Raw genomic sequence first — 15,886 nt, 5'->3', positions numbered from 1 at the left:
GTCAAAGCCTTCGGGCTTGCGTGTGCCCCCCAAGCGCCTAGCTTGGGCCGGGACAGGAGACCATTGCCATGACCCACGCCCGCGCCATCCATCTTGCCGACTACCAGCCGTTTTCGCACCTGATCGATCAGGTCGCGTTGACCTTTCATCTGTCCCCACAGGCGACGCGGGTGAAAGCGCGGCTGGAGATGCGGCCAAACCCGGCGCGCGGTGCGGGGATTGATCTGCGGCTGGATGGCGAAGGGCTGCGGCTTTTGTCGCTGACGGTGGATGGGCGGGCGCTTGATATCACCCCCGACGCCACCGGCCTGACCCTTCCGGCGACAGACCTGCCCGACGCGTCCTTTGTGCTGGAAACCGAGGTGCAGATCGCGCCCGAAGGCAATACCGCGCTGGAGGGGCTGTATATGTCGCGCGGCATGTATTGCACCCAGTGCGAGGCTGAAGGCTTTCGCAAGATCACCTTCTATCCCGACCGCCCCGATGTGATGGCGCGGTTCCGGGTGCGGGTCGAAGGAACCCAGCCGGTGCTTTTGTCCAACGGCAACCTGCTGGACCAAGGGCCGGGTTGGGCCGAATGGGATGACCCATGGCCCAAACCCGCCTATCTGTTCGCGCTGGTCGCGGGCGACCTGCGCGCGCATTCCGCCGCGTTCCGCACGCTGTCGGGCCGCGATGTCGCGCTCAACATCTGGGTGCGCCCGGGCGATGAAGGGCGCTGCGCCTATGCGATGGACAGCCTGATCCGGTCGATGCGGTGGGATGAACAGGTTTACGGGCGCGAATATGATCTGGATGTGTTCAACATCGTCGCGGTCGATGATTTCAACATGGGCGCGATGGAGAACAAGGGGCTGAACATCTTCAACTCCAAATTCGTTCTGGCCAGCCCCGAAACCGCCACTGATGATGACTTCGCCCGGATCGAGGCGATCATCGCGCATGAGTATTTCCACAACTGGACCGGCAACCGCATCACCTGCCGCGACTGGTTCCAGCTCTGCCTCAAGGAAGGGCTGACCGTGTTCCGCGATCAGCAGTTTTCCGGCGACATGCGCAGCCATGCGGTGAAGCGGATCGAAGATGTGCTGATGCTGCGCGCCCGTCAGTTCCGCGAGGATCAGGGGCCGCTGGCCCATGCGGTGCGGCCAGAGTCGTATGTCGAGATCAACAACTTCTACACTGCCACGATCTATGAAAAGGGCGCCGAGGTGATCGGCATGTTGAAACGTCTGGTCGGCGATGACGGCTACGCCCGCGCGCTGGATCTGTATTTCGACCGCCACGACGGACAGGCCGCCACGATTGAGGACTGGCTGGCGGTATTTCAGGATGCGACGGGGCGTGATCTGACCCAGTTCAAACGCTGGTATTCCGAGGCGGGCACGCCGCGCCTGAAGGTGACGGATGACTTTAGCAATGGCACCTATACGCTTCATTTTGAACAGGAAAACCCGGAAACCCCGGGCCAGCCGGTCAAGGGGGCCAAGGTGCTGCCGATTGCGGTCGGCCTTTTGAACCCAAATGGCGATGAGGTGGTGCCGACCACGGTGCTGGAAATGACGCAAACCCGCCAATCCTTCTCGTTTGACGGGCTGTCCACCCGCCCGGTGCCTTCGATCCTGCGCGGATTTTCCGCGCCGGTGGTGCTGGACCATGCGGTCAGCGCCGAAGAGCGCGCCTTCCTGCTCGCGCATGACACCGACCCGTTCAACAAATGGGAGGCGGGGCGCGCACTCGCCAAGGATCTGCTGGCGCGGATGGTGACGGAAGGCGCATCGCCGGGGCCGGATTGGCTGGATGCTTTGGCCCGCGTGGCGCAGGATGACAGTCTTGATCCGGCCTTTCGCGCGCTCTGCCTGCGGCTGCCATCGGATGACGATATGGCGCAGACCCTGCACGCAGCGGGCCAAGTGCCTGATCCGGCCGGCATTTACACCGCCCGCCGCCGCATGGGCGCGGCACTTGCGCAACGGCTGGCCGGGGTTTTGCCGGGGCTGATCGCATCGCTGGCCGAACCGGGACCGTTCACGCCCGATGCCCGCGCCGCAGGGCGCAGGGCCTTGCGGCTGGCGGCGCTGTCGCTGCTGTCCCGCGTCGATGGCGGCCGGGCGGCGCAGGCGGCGTATGCGGCGGCGGACAACATGACCGAAGAGGTGGGGGCGCTGTCCTGCCTGCTCGACATCGGCGCGGGGCAGCAGGAACTGGCCCGGTTTGAAGCCCGCTGGCACGCCGACCGTAATGTGATGGACAAGTGGTTTGCGCTGCAGATCGCCTATGCTGCACCCGACCGGGCGGCAGAGGTGACGCGCGGCCTGACCACCCACAAGGATTTCGACTGGAAGAATCCCAACCGCTTCCGTTCGGTGATCGGGGCCTTGTCGGGCAACCATGCCGGGTTCCACCACCACAGCGGGGCGGGCTATGCGCTGGTGGCCGATTGGCTGCTGCGGCTTGACCCGCTGAACCCACAGACGGCGGCGCGGATGTCGACCGCGTTCGAGACCTGGCCGCGCTATGACGCCGACCGGAAGGCCATGGTGCGCGAGGTGCTGGGCCGGATGCTGGCGACCGAAGGGCTGAGCCGGGATCTGACCGAAATGGCAGGGCGGATGCTGGGCGACTGAGCACCCCGGCCGGGAGCGAGTTCTCAGTGAAAATTCGTCTGTGGCCGGGGGAATAGTCCGTCAGCCGAGCTTGCGGAACAACCCGGTCAGCCGTTTGGTCTCGGTCTCGATTCCGTAGGGCGGGTTGATCATCACCATGCCAGAGCCTTCCATCCGGTGCCCGTCGCGCACCGGGGGGAAGCGCACCTCATGCACCAGCGCTTCTGGGGCGATGGCCTTGAGCTCGGCCAGCATCGGCTTGTGATAGCCTTCGCGCAGGATCGGATACCACAGATAGACGATCCCGACATTCCACTTGCGGTGCAGCTGGCCGATCACGCGCGGAATGGTCTCGTAATCGGTCTTCACCTCATAGGACGGGTCGATCAGCACGATGCCGCGCCGGGGCGTCGGCGGGCAGATCGACAGCGCCTTGGCCAGACCATCCTCGTGATAGACCTTGCCCCCAAAGGGGGCAGAGGCGTATTCCAGCGCCGCATGTTCCTGCGGGTGCAGTTCGCACAGGTGAATGCTGTCCGTCTCGCGCAGCAGATGCCCGGCAATCAGCGGGCTGCCGGGGTAAAAGCTGGCCCCCCGCTGGTCGCGCGTCGCCGCCAGAGCGCGGCTGTAGGGATGCGCCTCGGGAAACCAGCCCCCGGCAATGGCGATGCCCTTGGCCGCCTCGCCGGTTTTCACCGCTTCCGGGGCGGTCAGGTCATACAGCCCGCGCCCGGCGTGGGTTTCCACATAGGTCAGCGGTTTGTCCTTGCGGGTCAGGTAATCGAGCGTGGTGGCCAGCAGCGCGTGCTTGTGGACATCGGCCAGATTTCCGGCGTGATACAGGTGTTGATATGACAGCATGAGCCTGCCGTAGCAGGTGGGGCGCGGTCCCGCAAGATGGGGTGGGGCATCGTCGCATGGATAGGGCGGGGGTCTCCCCGCCACGCCAAGGCAGGGCGGGTCAACCCACCATTGCGCAACGGCATCCCCCTTGCACCAAATGCACGAACCCGCCACCAACAGACTGTGGCAAGGGGCACAGCATGTTCAGAACGGTCGAAGACTTCCTCGCGCAAACCGGCCCCGACGCCCCTATACAGGCCGAGCGCACCCTGATCGCACATTGCTGCGCGGGTAGGCCTGGGTTTAACTGATAAGCGCATCGCAACTAACCCCACTGACTCTCCCGTCCGAACCTTACCCAATCCCCCTCCGCCAACCCCTTGATTTCCCTCACCCCGCTCCCGTGCAACACAGGGGGAAGCCGCCTCTTCCCCCCACCCGCTGCCCGGCTTAAGATCAGGCCGGAACAGGGGCAGCACAGGGGCGGCGCGGGATGGACACCATGATCGGGATCATCGGGGGCTCTGGCCTCTATCAGATCGACGGGCTGGAGGGCGCGAGCTGGGTGCGGGTCAAGACCCCCTGGGGCAAGCCTTCGGACGATATTCTGGTGGGGCGGCTGCACGGGGTCGCCATGGCGTTTCTGCCCCGCCACGGGCGCGGCCATGTCCATTCCCCCAGCGCGGTGAACTACCGGGCCAATATCGATGCGCTGAAGCGGCTGGGCTGCACCGATCTGGTGGCGCTGTCGGCGGTGGGCTCGCTGCGCGAAGATTACGCGCCGGGCGATTTTGTGGTGGTCGACCAGTACATCGACCGGACCTTCGCGCGCGAGAAATCCTTTTTCGGTAGCGGATGTGTGGCCCATGTCGGCTTTTCCCACCCCACCTGTGCGCGGCTGTCCGGCCACGTGGCCAGTGCCGCCGTTGCTGCAGGGGCAAGGGTGCATGAGGGGGCCACCTATGTCGCGATGGAGGGGCCGCAGTTTTCCACCCTCGCCGAGTCGCGGCTCTACCGGCAGTGGGGGGCCGATCTAATCGGGATGACCGGGATGCCCGAGGCGAAACTCGCCCGTGAGGCCGAGTTGTGCTATGCCTGCATCGCCATGGTGACCGATTTTGATTGCTGGCACCCGTCGCATGGCGCGGTGGATGTGGCGCAGGTGCTGGCGACGATGGGGCGCAATGCGCAGGTAGCGCGTGATCTGGTGGCGCGCCTGCCCGCGCTGCTGGGGGCCACCCGCGCGCCGTGCCCGCACGGTTGCGACCGGGCGCTGGATCATGCGATCATGACGGCGCCGTCGCTGCGCGATCCGGACCTGCTGGCAAAGCTTGACGCCGTTGCCGGGCGGGTGCTGTGACGCAACGCCTGCCCCTTGCCGCAGCGCTGACCCTGTGCCTTGCCGGGGCCGGCTGGGCGTTCGATGGCGTGACGGTAGAGGGCATCCTGCCCGATGCAGACTTCTTCCGCGCTGCCACCTGCGGGGCCGCACCCGGGCAGGACTGCCGCCAGCCCCCGGTAACCTGGGGCAAGCAAAGCCTGACCCTTGCGGTGGTGCCATCCGACGCCCAAAGCGGGCTGCTGTTCCGGATGCTGCTGTCGGCCAGCGTGGATTATGCGATTGCCCAGATTAACGGCGCAGGCTCTGCCCTGTCCATCACCCGCATTGCCGGGCCAGAGGCGGATATCCGCCTGTCGCTGACCGACGCGACCGATGGCAGCCAGATCGCCGAGGTGCCCGGCATGTCGGGGGCCGGGGTGATGGGGGTGGGCTATGCCACCCTGTGGTGGACGCCGGATCACAAGATCACCGAAGCCTCGATCCTGATTTCCACCTCGATCACCCCGGGGGAGATTGTCTCGGTCGTGCTGGAAGAGATTTTTCAGGCCACCGGCCCTGTCTTCGACATTGATGCCGCTGCCTATGAGGGGGTGTCGATCCTGTCGCAAACCTCTAACGCCACTGTCACCATCGCCGGTCAGGATGCGCGCCTGCTGCGCCATCTGTACCCGCCCGAACCCTGAAAGCCTGCTATGCCCGTGCCAAAACCCGCCCCGAAAACGGTCAAGGATTACATCCGCACCATCGTGGATTTTCCGCATGACGGGATATTGTTCCGCGATGTCACCACCCTGTTTGCCGATCCGCGCGGATTTAGGATGTGTGTCGATCAGCTCTTGGCCCCCTATGTGGGCGTGCGGATCGACAAGGTGGTGGGGCTGGAGGCACGCGGCTTTATCCTTGGCGGGGCGGTGGCGCATCAGCTGTCGACCGGCTTTGTGCCGGTGCGCAAGAAAGGCAAGCTGCCGGGGCAGACCATCAGCCAGGCCTATACGCTGGAATATGGCGAGGCGGTGGTCGAGGTGCATGACGACGCCCTGCAACCCGGCGAGGCGGTGCTGATCGTCGATGACCTGCTGGCCACCGGCGGCACCGCCGAGGCCGGGATCAGGCTGATCGAACGTCTGGGCGCGCAGGTGGTGGGCTGCGCCTTTGTCGTCGATCTGCCCGATCTGGGCGGGCGCAAAAGGCTGGAGGCGTTGGGCATGGAGGTGCATGCCCTGTGTGCGTTCGAAGGGCTGTGACCGGCGCTGTTAACCCTGAATTAGAGAATCGGTCCTAGACATATCTGACGCGGCCCTGGTCGCGTTGCTGCTTGTAAGGGTGTTGTGCCCTTTGTTGACGTGCTGCTTGCAATCACACGTCAAACGACCCCGCCCCGCCGGTCCCCCAGGGCCGGCGGGGTTCCTGTCTTGCCCTCGTCATCCGGCGCGCTTAGCCTGCGCGGATGACAGCCAGCATATCCGACCTGACCCGCACCTTCGCCCGCATTGGCATGCTGTCGTTTGGTGGCCCCGCCGCGCAGATCGCCCTGATGCACAAGGTGCTGGTGGACGAACGCAAATGGCTGACCGAAAAGGATTATCTGTCGGCCCTGTCGTTTTGCATGCTGCTGCCGGGGCCAGAGGCGATGCAGCTGGCCACATGGGCAGGCTGGCGGCTGCAGGGCACAAAAGGCGGGCTGATTGCGGGCGGGCTGTTCGTGCTGCCCGGCGCGCTGGTCGTGCTGGTTTTGACGATGGCCTATGCCGCTTGGGGGGAACTGCCGCTGATGCAGGCGCTGTTTCTGGGCGTGCAGGCGGCGGTCATCGCCATTGTGATCGAGGCGCTGATCAAGGTGGCGCGCCGTGCGCTGCGCGGGCGCGTGGCCTATGTGATTGCGATTGCTGCCTTTCTGGGCCTGTTCGTGCTGAACCTGCCGTTCCCGGTGATCATCCTTGCCGCCGGGATCTGGGGGCTGATCACCGCGCGCGGCAATCGCGCCGCCTTGCCCGAGGTCACTGCCCCGCGCACGGCGGCAACGCTGATGCTGTGGCTGTCGGTCTGGCTGGTGCCGCTGGCGCTGCTGTGGCTGACGGGCGGGATCTTGTTCGATGTCGGCTGGTTCTTCTCCAAGCTCGCGGTGCTGACCTTTGGCGGGGCCTACGCGGTGCTGGCATGGATGACGCAAGAGGTGGTGGCGGTGCAGGGCTGGCTGACCACGCCGCAGATGATGGCGGGGCTGGGGCTGGCGGAAACCACGCCCGGCCCGCTGATACTGGTCAATGAATTCGTGGGCTTCATGGCGGGCTATGGCGCGGGCGGCTGGGCGATGGGCATTGCGGCGGCGGGTGTCACGCTGTGGATGACCTTTGCGCCGTGCTTTTTGTGGATCTTCGTGGCCGCTCCGTACCTGTCGCGCATCACCGCTGACCCGCGGCTTGCCGGGGCCTTGGCGGCGATCATGGCGGCGGTGGTGGGGGTGATTGCGAATCTGTCGCTGTGGTTTGCGCTGCACCTGCTGTTCGCCACCATCACGCCGCGCAGCTTGGGTCCGGTGCAGCTGATCGTGCCCGATCCGGCCAGTCTGAACCTGACCGCGCTTGGTCTTGCGGCCCTGTCGGCGCTGCTGCTCTTGGGGTTTCACCGCCCGTTGTGGCAGGTGCTCGCCGCCTCGGCCCTGCTGTCGGTTGCAATCAGTGCGGCCTGACCCCTTTTCATCGGGGGCGAATCCCCTATGCTGACGGGACAAGAGTTTGAGGTTTGGAATGGCGCGGTCGATCGACTACGGAAATCTGATGCATCGCGCGATGCGCAGCCTGATCCAGTCTGTGCTGGAGGATGTGGGCCAGAACGGCCTGCCCGGCGCGCATCATTTCTTCATCACCTTTGACACCACCCATCCCGAGGTGGAGATGGCCGATTGGCTCAAAGCCCGCTATCCGGCGGAAATGACCATCGTGATCCAGCACTGGTTTGAAAACCTGACCGTGACGGATGAGGGTTTCACCATCACCCTCAACTTCGGCAACCAGCCGGAACCGATGGTGATTCCGTTCGATGCGGTGCGCACCTTTGTTGACCCGTCCGTCGAATTCGGCCTGCGCTTTGAAAGCCATGTCGAAGACGATGAGGATGAGGGCGACGAAGACGACGGCGACGATGATCCGCCGCCCCCACAGCATGACGCCGAGGTTGTCAGCCTGGACAAGTTCCGCAAGCAATAGCGTTTTGGGAAAAAGCAACGGGATCTGGTCCTGTATGCGACGGTATGCCGATTGATTTTTCTGCGCCCGCACCGTAAGGACGGGGCAGCAAAATCAGGAGGCTTGCCGATGTCCGCCACCCGTACCGAAACCGACAGCTTTGGCCCGCTGGAGGTTCCTGCCGACAAATACTGGGGCGCGCAGACCCAGCGGTCGATCATCAACTTTCCGATCGGCTGGGAAAAGCAGCCCGTTGCGATCATCCGCGCGCTTGGCGTGATCAAAAAGGCCTGCGCGCTGGTCAACGTCGATCAGGGCGATATGCCTGCCGATCTGGGCACTGCGATTGCCGCCGCCGCGACAGAGGTGATCGACGGCAAGTTCGACGACAACTTCCCGCTGGTGGTCTGGCAGACCGGGTCGGGCACGCAAAGCAACATGAACGCGAATGAGGTGATCTCTAACCGCGCGATTGAAATGCTGGGCGGGGTGATGGGGTCCAAAAAGCCGGTCCACCCGAATGACCATGTGAACATGGGGCAATCCAGCAACGACACCTTCCCCACCGCAATGCACGTCGCCACTGGCATGATGGCGCGCGATGTGTTGCTGCCGGGGTTGGAAAAGCTGCACGGCGCACTGGTCGCGAAATCGGAAGAGTTCAAGGATATCATCAAGATCGGCCGCACCCATACGCAGGATGCCACGCCGCTGACGCTTGGCCAGGAATTCGGCGGCTATGCTGCGCAGGTCGCCAAGGGCATCGCCCGGGTGAAAATGTGCCTGCCCGACATTTATGAACTGGCCCAGGGCGGCACCGCTGTCGGCACCGGGCTGAACACCCGTGTGGGCTGGGATACCCGTGTCGCCGCGCGCATTGCCGAAATCACCGATCTGCCCTTCGTGACCGCGCCCAACAAGTTTGAGGCGCTCGCCGCGCATGACGCCATGGTGATGTTCTCGGGCGCGTTGAAAACCGTTGCCGCCAGCCTGTTCAAAATTGCCAATGACCTGCGCTTGCTGGGATCGGGCCCGCGTTCGGGTCTGGGTGAGCTGATCCTGCCGGAAAATGAACCCGGATCGTCGATCATGCCGGGCAAGGTCAACCCGACGCAGGCCGAAGCGCTGACCATGGTCTGTGCGCATGTGATGGGCAATGATGCGGCCATCGGCTTTGCCGGCTCGCAGGGTCATTTCGAGCTGAACGTCTACAACCCGATGATGTCGTACAACCTGCTGCAATCCATGCAACTTCTGGGCGACGCGGCGGGATCGTTCACCGACAATATGGTGGTGGGCACCCAAGCCAATGTGGCGCGGATCGACAAGCTGATGAAGGAATCGCTGATGCTGGTCACCGCACTGGCCCCGACCATCGGCTATGACAACGCGACCAAGGTGGCCAAGACCGCGCACAAGAACGGCACCACCCTGAAGGAAGAGGCGATTGCGCTTGGCTTTGTCGACGCCGAAACCTTTGACCGCGTGGTGCGGCCCGAGGATATGATCGGCCCCAAAGGCTGATATGGCCGAGGTCGTCAACCTGCGCATGGTGAAAAAGCAGGCCGCCCGCAAGGCGGCCCGCGCGCAGGCGGATGAAAACGCGGTGAAGTTTGGCCTGACCCGAACCGAGCGCGACCGGCAAAAGGCCGAAGCAGACAAAGCCGCCCGCGATCTTGCGGCACATAAACGCGAGCCGTAGGGCGGGGTTCACCCCGCCTTGCGACGCCAAACCCCGCCCTGCCCTTGCGGGGCAGGCCGCCGCCTGCTACGGCAATGAGATGCTGTCATATCAACACCTGTATCACGCCGGAAATCTTGCCGATGTCCACAAGCACGCGCTTTTGGCCACCACGCTCGATTACCTGACCCGCAAGGACAAACCGCTGACCTCTGTGGAAACCCACGCCGGGCGCGGGCTGTATGATCTGACCGCCCCCGAAGCGATGAAAACCGGCGAGGCGGCCAAGGGCATTGCCATCGCCGCCAACTGGTTTCCCGCGACGCACCCCTATAGCCGCGCTCTGGCCGCCACCCGCGACCAGCGCGGGCCAGCCGCCTACCCCGGCAGCCCGCTGATCGCCGGGCACCTGCTGCGCGAAACCGACAGCATCCATCTGTGCGAGCTGCACCCGCAGGAACATGCGGCGCTGGAATATGCCTCTGCCCCGTTCGGGGCCAAGGTCTATCACGAGGATGGTCTGGCCAAAGCGCTGTCGATCTGCCCGCCCACGCCCCGGCGCGGCATGGCGCTGATCGACCCGTCTTATGAGGTGAAGACCGATTACGAGACGATACCGCGCGTGGTCGGCCAGCTGCACCGCAAGTGGAATGTCGGGATCATTTACCTGTGGTATCCGATCCTGCGCGAAGGCTATCACAAGCCGATGTTGGTAGAGCTGCGCGCGATCCAGCCCGAGGCGCTGGTGCATGAGGTGCGCTTCCCCCCGGTGCGCGACGGGCACCGGATGGAAGGCTCGGGCATGGTGATGATCAACCCGCCCTTTGGCATTGAAACCGAGACGAAGCGGTTGACCGGATTGTTCCGTAAGCTCGGCTGACGGATCACACCCCCGGCCGCAGACGAATTTTCGGCGAAAATTCGGGCCCGGCCTGCTGCGCGCGCTTAGTCCCCCAGCATGCGCCCGGCCATCTCGGACAGATCCCGGCTTAGCCCCTTGGTTGCCAGCATCCGGCGCAGCACATCGCGCAGCATGCCCTGCCGGTCGGCGTCATAGCGCGGCCAGGTCTCGAACGCGGTCGACATCCGCGCCGCCGTTTGCGGGTTCAGCGGGTCGAGCCGCAGCAACCAATCCGCCACCAGCGCATAAGCCGCGCCGCTGATGTGGTGGAACCCCGCATGATGGCCCGACAGCGCCCCGATCACTGACCGGAAGCGGTTGGGATTTTTCCAGTCGAAATCCGGGTGTTCGGTCAGGGCGCGGGTCACCTCTGCCGCCCGCTCCGGGCTGGCAAAGCCGATCTGCAGCGCAAACCACTTGTCCATCACATTGCGGTCGGTCCGCCAGCGGGATTCAAACCGCGCCAGCTCCTCTTGCCCCGCGCCGATGTCGAGCAGGCAGGACAGCGCGCCGACCTCTTCGGTCATGTTGTCCGCCGCCGCAAAGGCGGCGCGCGCGGCGGTGCCGCCATCGACCCGGGACAGCAGCGACAGCGCGGCCAGCCGCAACGACCGGCGGCCCGCAGCGCGGGCATCGGGCGTAAACGGGCCGGGTTCGGCAAGCCCCGCCATCAGCCCCGGCAACACCCCGGCCAGCCGCTGTGCCAGCGCATCCCCCATCCGTCTGCGCGCCGCGTAAATCCCCGCCGGGTCTGGCACATGGCCTGAGGCGTACAAGGTTTGCGCCATGTCGTCATCGGACGGCAGCCGCAGGCAAAGCGCGCGAAACGCCGGGTCAAGGCTGTCATCCTGCGCCACCCGCGCCAGTGCATCAAGCCAGTCCGGCCCCGGTGCAGCCCCGTCGATCACCATCCGCGCCAGCAGATCCTTGGCCAAGGCCCGCCCCGCCTCCCATTTGTTGAACGGGTCGGTGTCATGCGCCAGCAGAAAGGCGCGCTCCTCGGCGCTGACCGTACGCTCCAGCAGCACCGGCGCGGAAAAGCCGCGCAGGATCGAGGGCACCGGCCGCGCCGCCAACCCGTCAAAGCGGAAGGATTGCCGGGTCTCGGTCATTTCCAGCACCGTGGTCGGCACCACCTCGTCGCCATTGGGGTTCAAAAGCCCGACTGCAATCGGCAGCACCTTGGCGCCCTTGACCGTCTGGCCGGGGGTGACCGGGTTTTCCTGTTCGAAATGAAGCGTATAGGTGCCGTTGTTAAAGTCATCTGTTACCCGTAGCCGGGGCGTGCCCGCTTCGGAATACCAGCGTTTGAACTGGGTCAGATCGCGCCCCGTGGCATCCTGAAACACCGCCAGCCAATCCTCGATCGTGGCCGCCTGCCCGTCGTGGCGCTCGAAATACAGATCCAGCGCGCGGGCATAGCCGTCATCCCCCACCAGACGTTTCAGCATGCCGATCACCTCGGCACCCTTTTCATAGATCGTGGCGGTGTAGAAATTGTTGATCTCGACATAGCTCTCAGGCCGCACCGCATGGGCCAGCGGCCCCTGATCCTCGCGGAACTGGCGGGCGCGCAGCATCAGCACATCCTCGATCCGCTTGACCGCGTGGGACCGCATGTCACCGGAAAACTGCTGGTCGCGGTAGACGGTCAGCCCCTCTTTCAGGCACAGCTGAAACCAGTCGCGGCAGGTGATGCGGTTGCCGGTCCAGTTGTGGAAATACTCATGCGCGATGATCGCCTCGATCCGGGCGAAGTCATCGTCGGTGGCGGTCTCGGGACTGGCCAGCACGAATTTGGAGTTGAAGATGTTCAGCCCCTTGTTCTCCATCGCGCCCATGTTGAAATCATCGACCGCGACGATATTGAACACGTCCAGATCGTATTCGCGCCCGTAGACCTGTTCATCCCACCGCATCGAGCGGATCAGGCTGTCCATCGCATAGGCGCAGCGCCCCTCATCCCCCGGCCGCACCCAGATGTTGAGCGCGACATCGCGGCCCGACATCGTGACGAACCGGGCGGAATGGGCGCGCAGATCTCCCGCGACCAGTGCGAACAGATAGGCGGGTTTGGGCCATGGGTCATCCCATTCCGCCCAGCCCGGCCCCTCGGCCACCAGATTGCCGTTGGACAACAGCACCGGCAGATCGCCCGCGACCTGCACCCGGAACCGCGCCATCACGTCGGGGCGGTCGGGGTAAAAGGTGATCTTGCGAAAGCCTTCGGCCTCGCATTGGGTGCAGTACAGGCCGCGCGACATATACAGGCCCTCCAGCGCGGTATTGCCCTCGGGCGCGATCTCGACCTCGGTTTCCAGCACAAACGGCGCATCGGGCAACTCCGCCGCCGGAATGGTCAGCCCGGTGTCATCGGGCTGCACCGACAGCGCCCGCCCGTCTATTGACAACGACATGAGCCGCAGCCCCTCACCATCTAGCCGCAGGTCATGGCCCGCACCCCGCGCCGGGTTTGGCCGCATCTCCAGCCGCGCCTGTACCTTTGTGGCCTGTGGCGACAGATGGAATTTCAGCGCGACCTGATCCACAAGGTGCGAAAACGGCTGGTAATCGGCAAGGTGTATGGCGCGGGCGTCGGTCATGGGTCTGGTCCTCCTGCCCACCCAAGCTATGCGCTGTGCCGCCACGTGCAAGCCCGAAGGCATTGGCGCGGGGGAAAAATCCTGCGCACGGCGGATCAGGTCTTTACGAATCTGGCCCAGCCGCTATCTGATATGTTCCATGAATGTTCTCATCTGGTTCAAGCGCGATCTGCGGGTCCATGACCACCCTGCCCTGACGCTGGCGGCAAGCCTCGGGCCGGTTCTGCCGCTGTATATTGTAGAGCCGGAGTATTGGGCGCTGCCCGATACCTCGGCCAGGCAATGGGAGTTTACCGCCGAAACCTTGGCCGATCTGCGGCAGGATCTGGGGACAGCGGGGGCGCGGCTGATCGTGCGGGTCGGCGAGGCGGTCGAGGTGATGGAGCGGCTGCGCCGTCAGCACAAGATCAGCCATATCGTCAGCCATGAAGAGACCGGCAATCTGTGGACCTTTGCCCGCGACAAACGCGTGGCGGCTTGGGCCAAAGCGGCGGGGGTGGACTGGACCGAGCTGCCGCAATCGGGTGTGGTGCGCAGGATGGCCGGGCGGGATGGCTGGGCGCGCAAGCGCGACAGCTTTACTGCGCAGCCGCAACTTCCCGCGCCCACAGGGCTGACCCCGGTCTCCGGGGTCGAGCCGGGGGTGATCCCCTCAGCCCGCGCCCTGCGGCTGGCAGAGGATCGTTGCGCCCACCGGCAGGCGGGCGGGCGGCAGCATGGGCTGCTGGCGCTCGACTCCTTCCTGACCCTGCGCGGCGAGCCGTACCGTACCGCCATGTCCTCGCCCCTGACCGGCGAGCGCGCTTGTTCACGGCTGTCGCCCTATCTGGCGCTGGGGGCGCTGTCGGGGCGCGAGGTGGCGCAAGCCACCACGACCCGGCTGGCCGAGCGCCCCGGCGGGCGCTGGCCGGGATCGCTGACCAGCTTCCAGAGCCGTCTGGCCTGGCGCGACCACTTCATGCAAAAGCTGGAGGATGAGCCGCAGATCGAGGTGCGTTGCCTGCACCGCGCCGCCGAACACCTGCGCCCGCGCGATCCCGACGCCAGCCGTCTGGCGGCATGGAGCGCGGGGGAAACCGGCTTGCCCTTTGTCGATGCCTGCATGCGCTATCTGGCGGCGACCGGCTGGCTGAATTTCCGGATGCGGGCGATGGTGACATCGGTCGCGTCCTATCACCTCTGGCTGGACTGGCGCGCCACAGGGCCTGTGCTGGCGCGGCGGTTTACCGATTACGAGCCGGGGATTCACTGGCCGCAGGTGCAGATGCAGTCGGGCACGACGGGCATCAACACGCCGCGCATCTACAACCCGGTGAAACAGGGGCAGGATCAGGACCCGACCGGCGCGTTCACCCGCCGCTGGCTGCCGGAACTGGCCGATGTGCCGGATGCGTTCCTGCAAAGCCCGTGGCGGTGGGAGGGCGCGCGCGGGCTGCTGGGGCGGCGCTATCCGGAGCCGGTGGTCGATGTGATGGCCGCCCAGCGGGCCGCGCGCGATGCGGTGTTTGGCCTGCGCAAAACCGCACCACGCGCCGAAATTGTCGAGATCATCGAGCGCCACGCCAGTCGCGCCGATCCGCGCTTTGTCAACGACCGCGCGCCCAAGCGGCGGGCGGCGGTGTCTTCGGCGCAGTTGAGCCTTGGGCTGTAAGCCATGGCAAAGATGGTGAAAAAGGGCGATCTGCCCGGCAAGATCTGCGCCACCTGCGGCAGGCCGTTCGTCTGGCGCAAGAAATGGGAAAAGGTCTGGGACGAAGTGCGCTTTTGCTCTGACCGGTGCCGGGGCGAGGCAAAGCGCAAGCCGGGTTAATCGCCCTGCGCCATCGCCGCGAGTTTGGACAGGGTCTGATGCCCCAGTTCCACCGCACCGAACCCGACCGCCATCGCCCGCGCAGCGAGGCTGGGAAAGGTCATCTCATAGCGGATTCGGGTGGCATCGCCCTCGGCAGTCAGGGTCATCACCACCGCATTCGCCGCCTCATCGTCCGTGCCTGCGTCCAGCAGAAACTCCAGCCGGTGCGGCGCTTCCATCCTTGTATAGCGGTGTCGGTTGGGCCAGACCTTGCCATCCGGCCCGGTCATGTCGAACAGCCACTGCCCGCCCTCGCGCAGGTCGATGTCATGAGTGCGGCAGGTGAACCCCTCCGGCCCGAACCATTGCGGCAACAGCGCCGGATCGGTCCAGCAGCGCCAGACCTTTGGCACCGGTGCTGCGATCAGCCGCGACAGGGTGATTGTACGTCCGCTCATAGTGCCGCCGCCACAGCGTCGAGCTGCGCCGCCGCCGTGCCCCAGCCGTCGTGAAAGCCCATATCCTCATGCGATTTGCGCTGATCTGGGGTGCGGTGCAGGGCGATGGCGCGGTAGAGTGTGCCAGTGCCTTCGGGTTCCAGCAGGATGATGGCGGTCATGCCAAAGCTGTCCGCAGCCGGGTGATAGCCAGGGCCCAGCAGATCGGTCCAGACCAACCGCCGCTCTGGCACGACCTCCAGAATGCAGCCTGCGCCGGTCTGGCTGTCCATGCCGGGAATATCCATCGTGGTCGCAAAGATGCCGCCGGGGCGCAGGTCGATCTGCACATCGCGGGTCACGACTGGTTTGGGCGCAAACCACTGTTCCAGCAGCGCGGGTTCCGTCCAGCAGCGCCAGACTTTGGCCGGCGGGGCCTTCAGATGGCGCACCAGTTCAAGATCAGTCTCGGGGTTCAGGATCATCGTCATCCTCC

15 protein-coding genes are annotated in these 15,886 nt (G+C 65.1%); 11 read left to right on the top strand and 4 right to left on the bottom strand.

Annotated features, from left to right (window positions below; genetic code table 11):
- The first annotated feature begins 68 nt into the window (after positions 1–68).
- Positions 69–2,627: an aminopeptidase N gene (gene pepN / locus Q7J44_RS20710; protein ID WP_304883011.1), complete on the top strand. Its 2,559-nt coding sequence runs from the start codon at positions 69–71 to the stop codon at positions 2,625–2,627.
- A 60-nt stretch (positions 2,628–2,687) separates the two neighbouring features.
- Here the strand turns inward: pepN (Q7J44_RS20710) and Q7J44_RS20705 are convergent, their stop codons facing one another.
- On the bottom strand, positions 2,688–3,467 hold the full coding sequence (locus tag Q7J44_RS20705; protein WP_304883010.1) for a 23S rRNA (adenine(2030)-N(6))-methyltransferase RlmJ: 780 nt from the start codon (positions 3,465–3,467) through the stop codon (positions 2,688–2,690).
- A 475-nt stretch (positions 3,468–3,942) separates the two neighbouring features.
- On the opposite strand from Q7J44_RS20705, the gene Q7J44_RS20700 reads away from it, so the two are divergent.
- The 8 genes from Q7J44_RS20700 (at position 3,943) to rlmJ (ending at position 10,537) form a co-directional block, all read left to right on the top strand.
- Positions 3,943–4,809 carry an S-methyl-5'-thioadenosine phosphorylase gene (locus tag Q7J44_RS20700; RefSeq protein ID WP_304883009.1) on the top strand — a complete coding sequence of 289 codons (867 nt, stop codon included), beginning with the start codon at positions 3,943–3,945 and terminating at the stop codon, positions 4,807–4,809.
- The gene (locus Q7J44_RS20695) at positions 4,806–5,474 is read left to right on the top strand and encodes a hypothetical protein (RefSeq protein WP_304883008.1); all 669 of its coding nucleotides are present in this window, start codon (positions 4,806–4,808) and stop codon (positions 5,472–5,474) included. The genes Q7J44_RS20700 and Q7J44_RS20695 overlap by 4 nt, the downstream gene beginning before the upstream one ends.
- A gap of 9 nt (positions 5,475–5,483) precedes the next feature.
- Positions 5,484–6,035 carry an adenine phosphoribosyltransferase gene (locus tag Q7J44_RS20690; protein WP_304883007.1) on the top strand — a complete coding sequence of 184 codons (552 nt, stop codon included), beginning with the start codon at positions 5,484–5,486 and terminating at the stop codon, positions 6,033–6,035.
- A 203-nt stretch (positions 6,036–6,238) separates the two neighbouring features.
- Positions 6,239–7,480, top strand: a complete 1,242-nt coding sequence (gene chrA / locus Q7J44_RS20685) for a chromate efflux transporter (RefSeq protein ID WP_304883006.1) — start codon at positions 6,239–6,241, stop codon at positions 7,478–7,480.
- A gap of 58 nt (positions 7,481–7,538) precedes the next feature.
- Positions 7,539–7,997 carry an SspB family protein gene (locus Q7J44_RS20680; RefSeq protein ID WP_304883005.1) on the top strand — a complete coding sequence of 153 codons (459 nt, stop codon included), beginning with the start codon at positions 7,539–7,541 and terminating at the stop codon, positions 7,995–7,997.
- Between the two features lie 108 nt (positions 7,998–8,105).
- Entirely contained in the window at positions 8,106–9,500 is a 1,395-nt protein-coding gene (fumC, locus tag Q7J44_RS20675; protein WP_304883004.1) for a class II fumarate hydratase, read from the top strand.
- 1 nt (position 9,501) lies between these two features.
- Positions 9,502–9,678 (top strand): DUF4169 family protein, encoded by a 177-nt coding sequence (locus Q7J44_RS20670; protein ID WP_304883003.1) that lies wholly within the window; start codon positions 9,502–9,504, stop codon positions 9,676–9,678.
- Between the two features lie 79 nt (positions 9,679–9,757).
- Positions 9,758–10,537: a 23S rRNA (adenine(2030)-N(6))-methyltransferase RlmJ gene (rlmJ, locus tag Q7J44_RS20665; protein WP_304883002.1), complete on the top strand. Its 780-nt coding sequence runs from the start codon at positions 9,758–9,760 to the stop codon at positions 10,535–10,537.
- 65 nt (positions 10,538–10,602) lie between these two features.
- Here the strand turns inward: rlmJ and pepN (Q7J44_RS20660) are convergent, their stop codons facing one another.
- Positions 10,603–13,161 carry an aminopeptidase N gene (gene pepN / locus Q7J44_RS20660; protein WP_304883001.1) on the bottom strand — a complete coding sequence of 853 codons (2,559 nt, stop codon included), beginning with the start codon at positions 13,159–13,161 and terminating at the stop codon, positions 10,603–10,605.
- A gap of 139 nt (positions 13,162–13,300) precedes the next feature.
- Between pepN (Q7J44_RS20660) and Q7J44_RS20655 the strand changes: the two genes are divergently transcribed.
- Together Q7J44_RS20655 and Q7J44_RS20650 are read left to right on the top strand one after the other, a co-directional pair.
- Entirely contained in the window at positions 13,301–14,812 is a 1,512-nt protein-coding gene (locus tag Q7J44_RS20655; protein ID WP_304883000.1) for an FAD-binding domain-containing protein, read from the top strand.
- Positions 14,813–14,815: 3 nt separating this feature from the next.
- Positions 14,816–14,971, top strand: coding sequence for a DUF2256 domain-containing protein (locus Q7J44_RS20650; RefSeq protein WP_199489565.1), 156 nt, complete (start codon positions 14,816–14,818; stop codon positions 14,969–14,971).
- On the opposite strand, the gene Q7J44_RS20645 is transcribed toward Q7J44_RS20650, so the two are convergent.
- Positions 14,968–15,411, bottom strand: a complete 444-nt coding sequence (locus Q7J44_RS20645; RefSeq protein ID WP_304882999.1) for an SRPBCC domain-containing protein — start codon at positions 15,409–15,411, stop codon at positions 14,968–14,970. The two genes, Q7J44_RS20650 and Q7J44_RS20645, sit on opposite strands and share 4 nt — an antisense overlap.
- The coding region (locus Q7J44_RS20640) for an SRPBCC family protein (RefSeq protein ID WP_370693051.1) at positions 15,408–15,886 on the bottom strand (479 nt) is incomplete at its 5' end. The genes Q7J44_RS20645 and Q7J44_RS20640, both read right to left, overlap by 4 nt.

Source organism: Pseudotabrizicola sp. (assembly GCF_030656345.1).
GTDB lineage: Bacteria > Pseudomonadota > Alphaproteobacteria > Rhodobacterales > Rhodobacteraceae > Pseudotabrizicola.
Note: the sequence above shows the minus strand (reverse complement) of the source record. Positions and strands in the feature narration are given on the sequence as shown.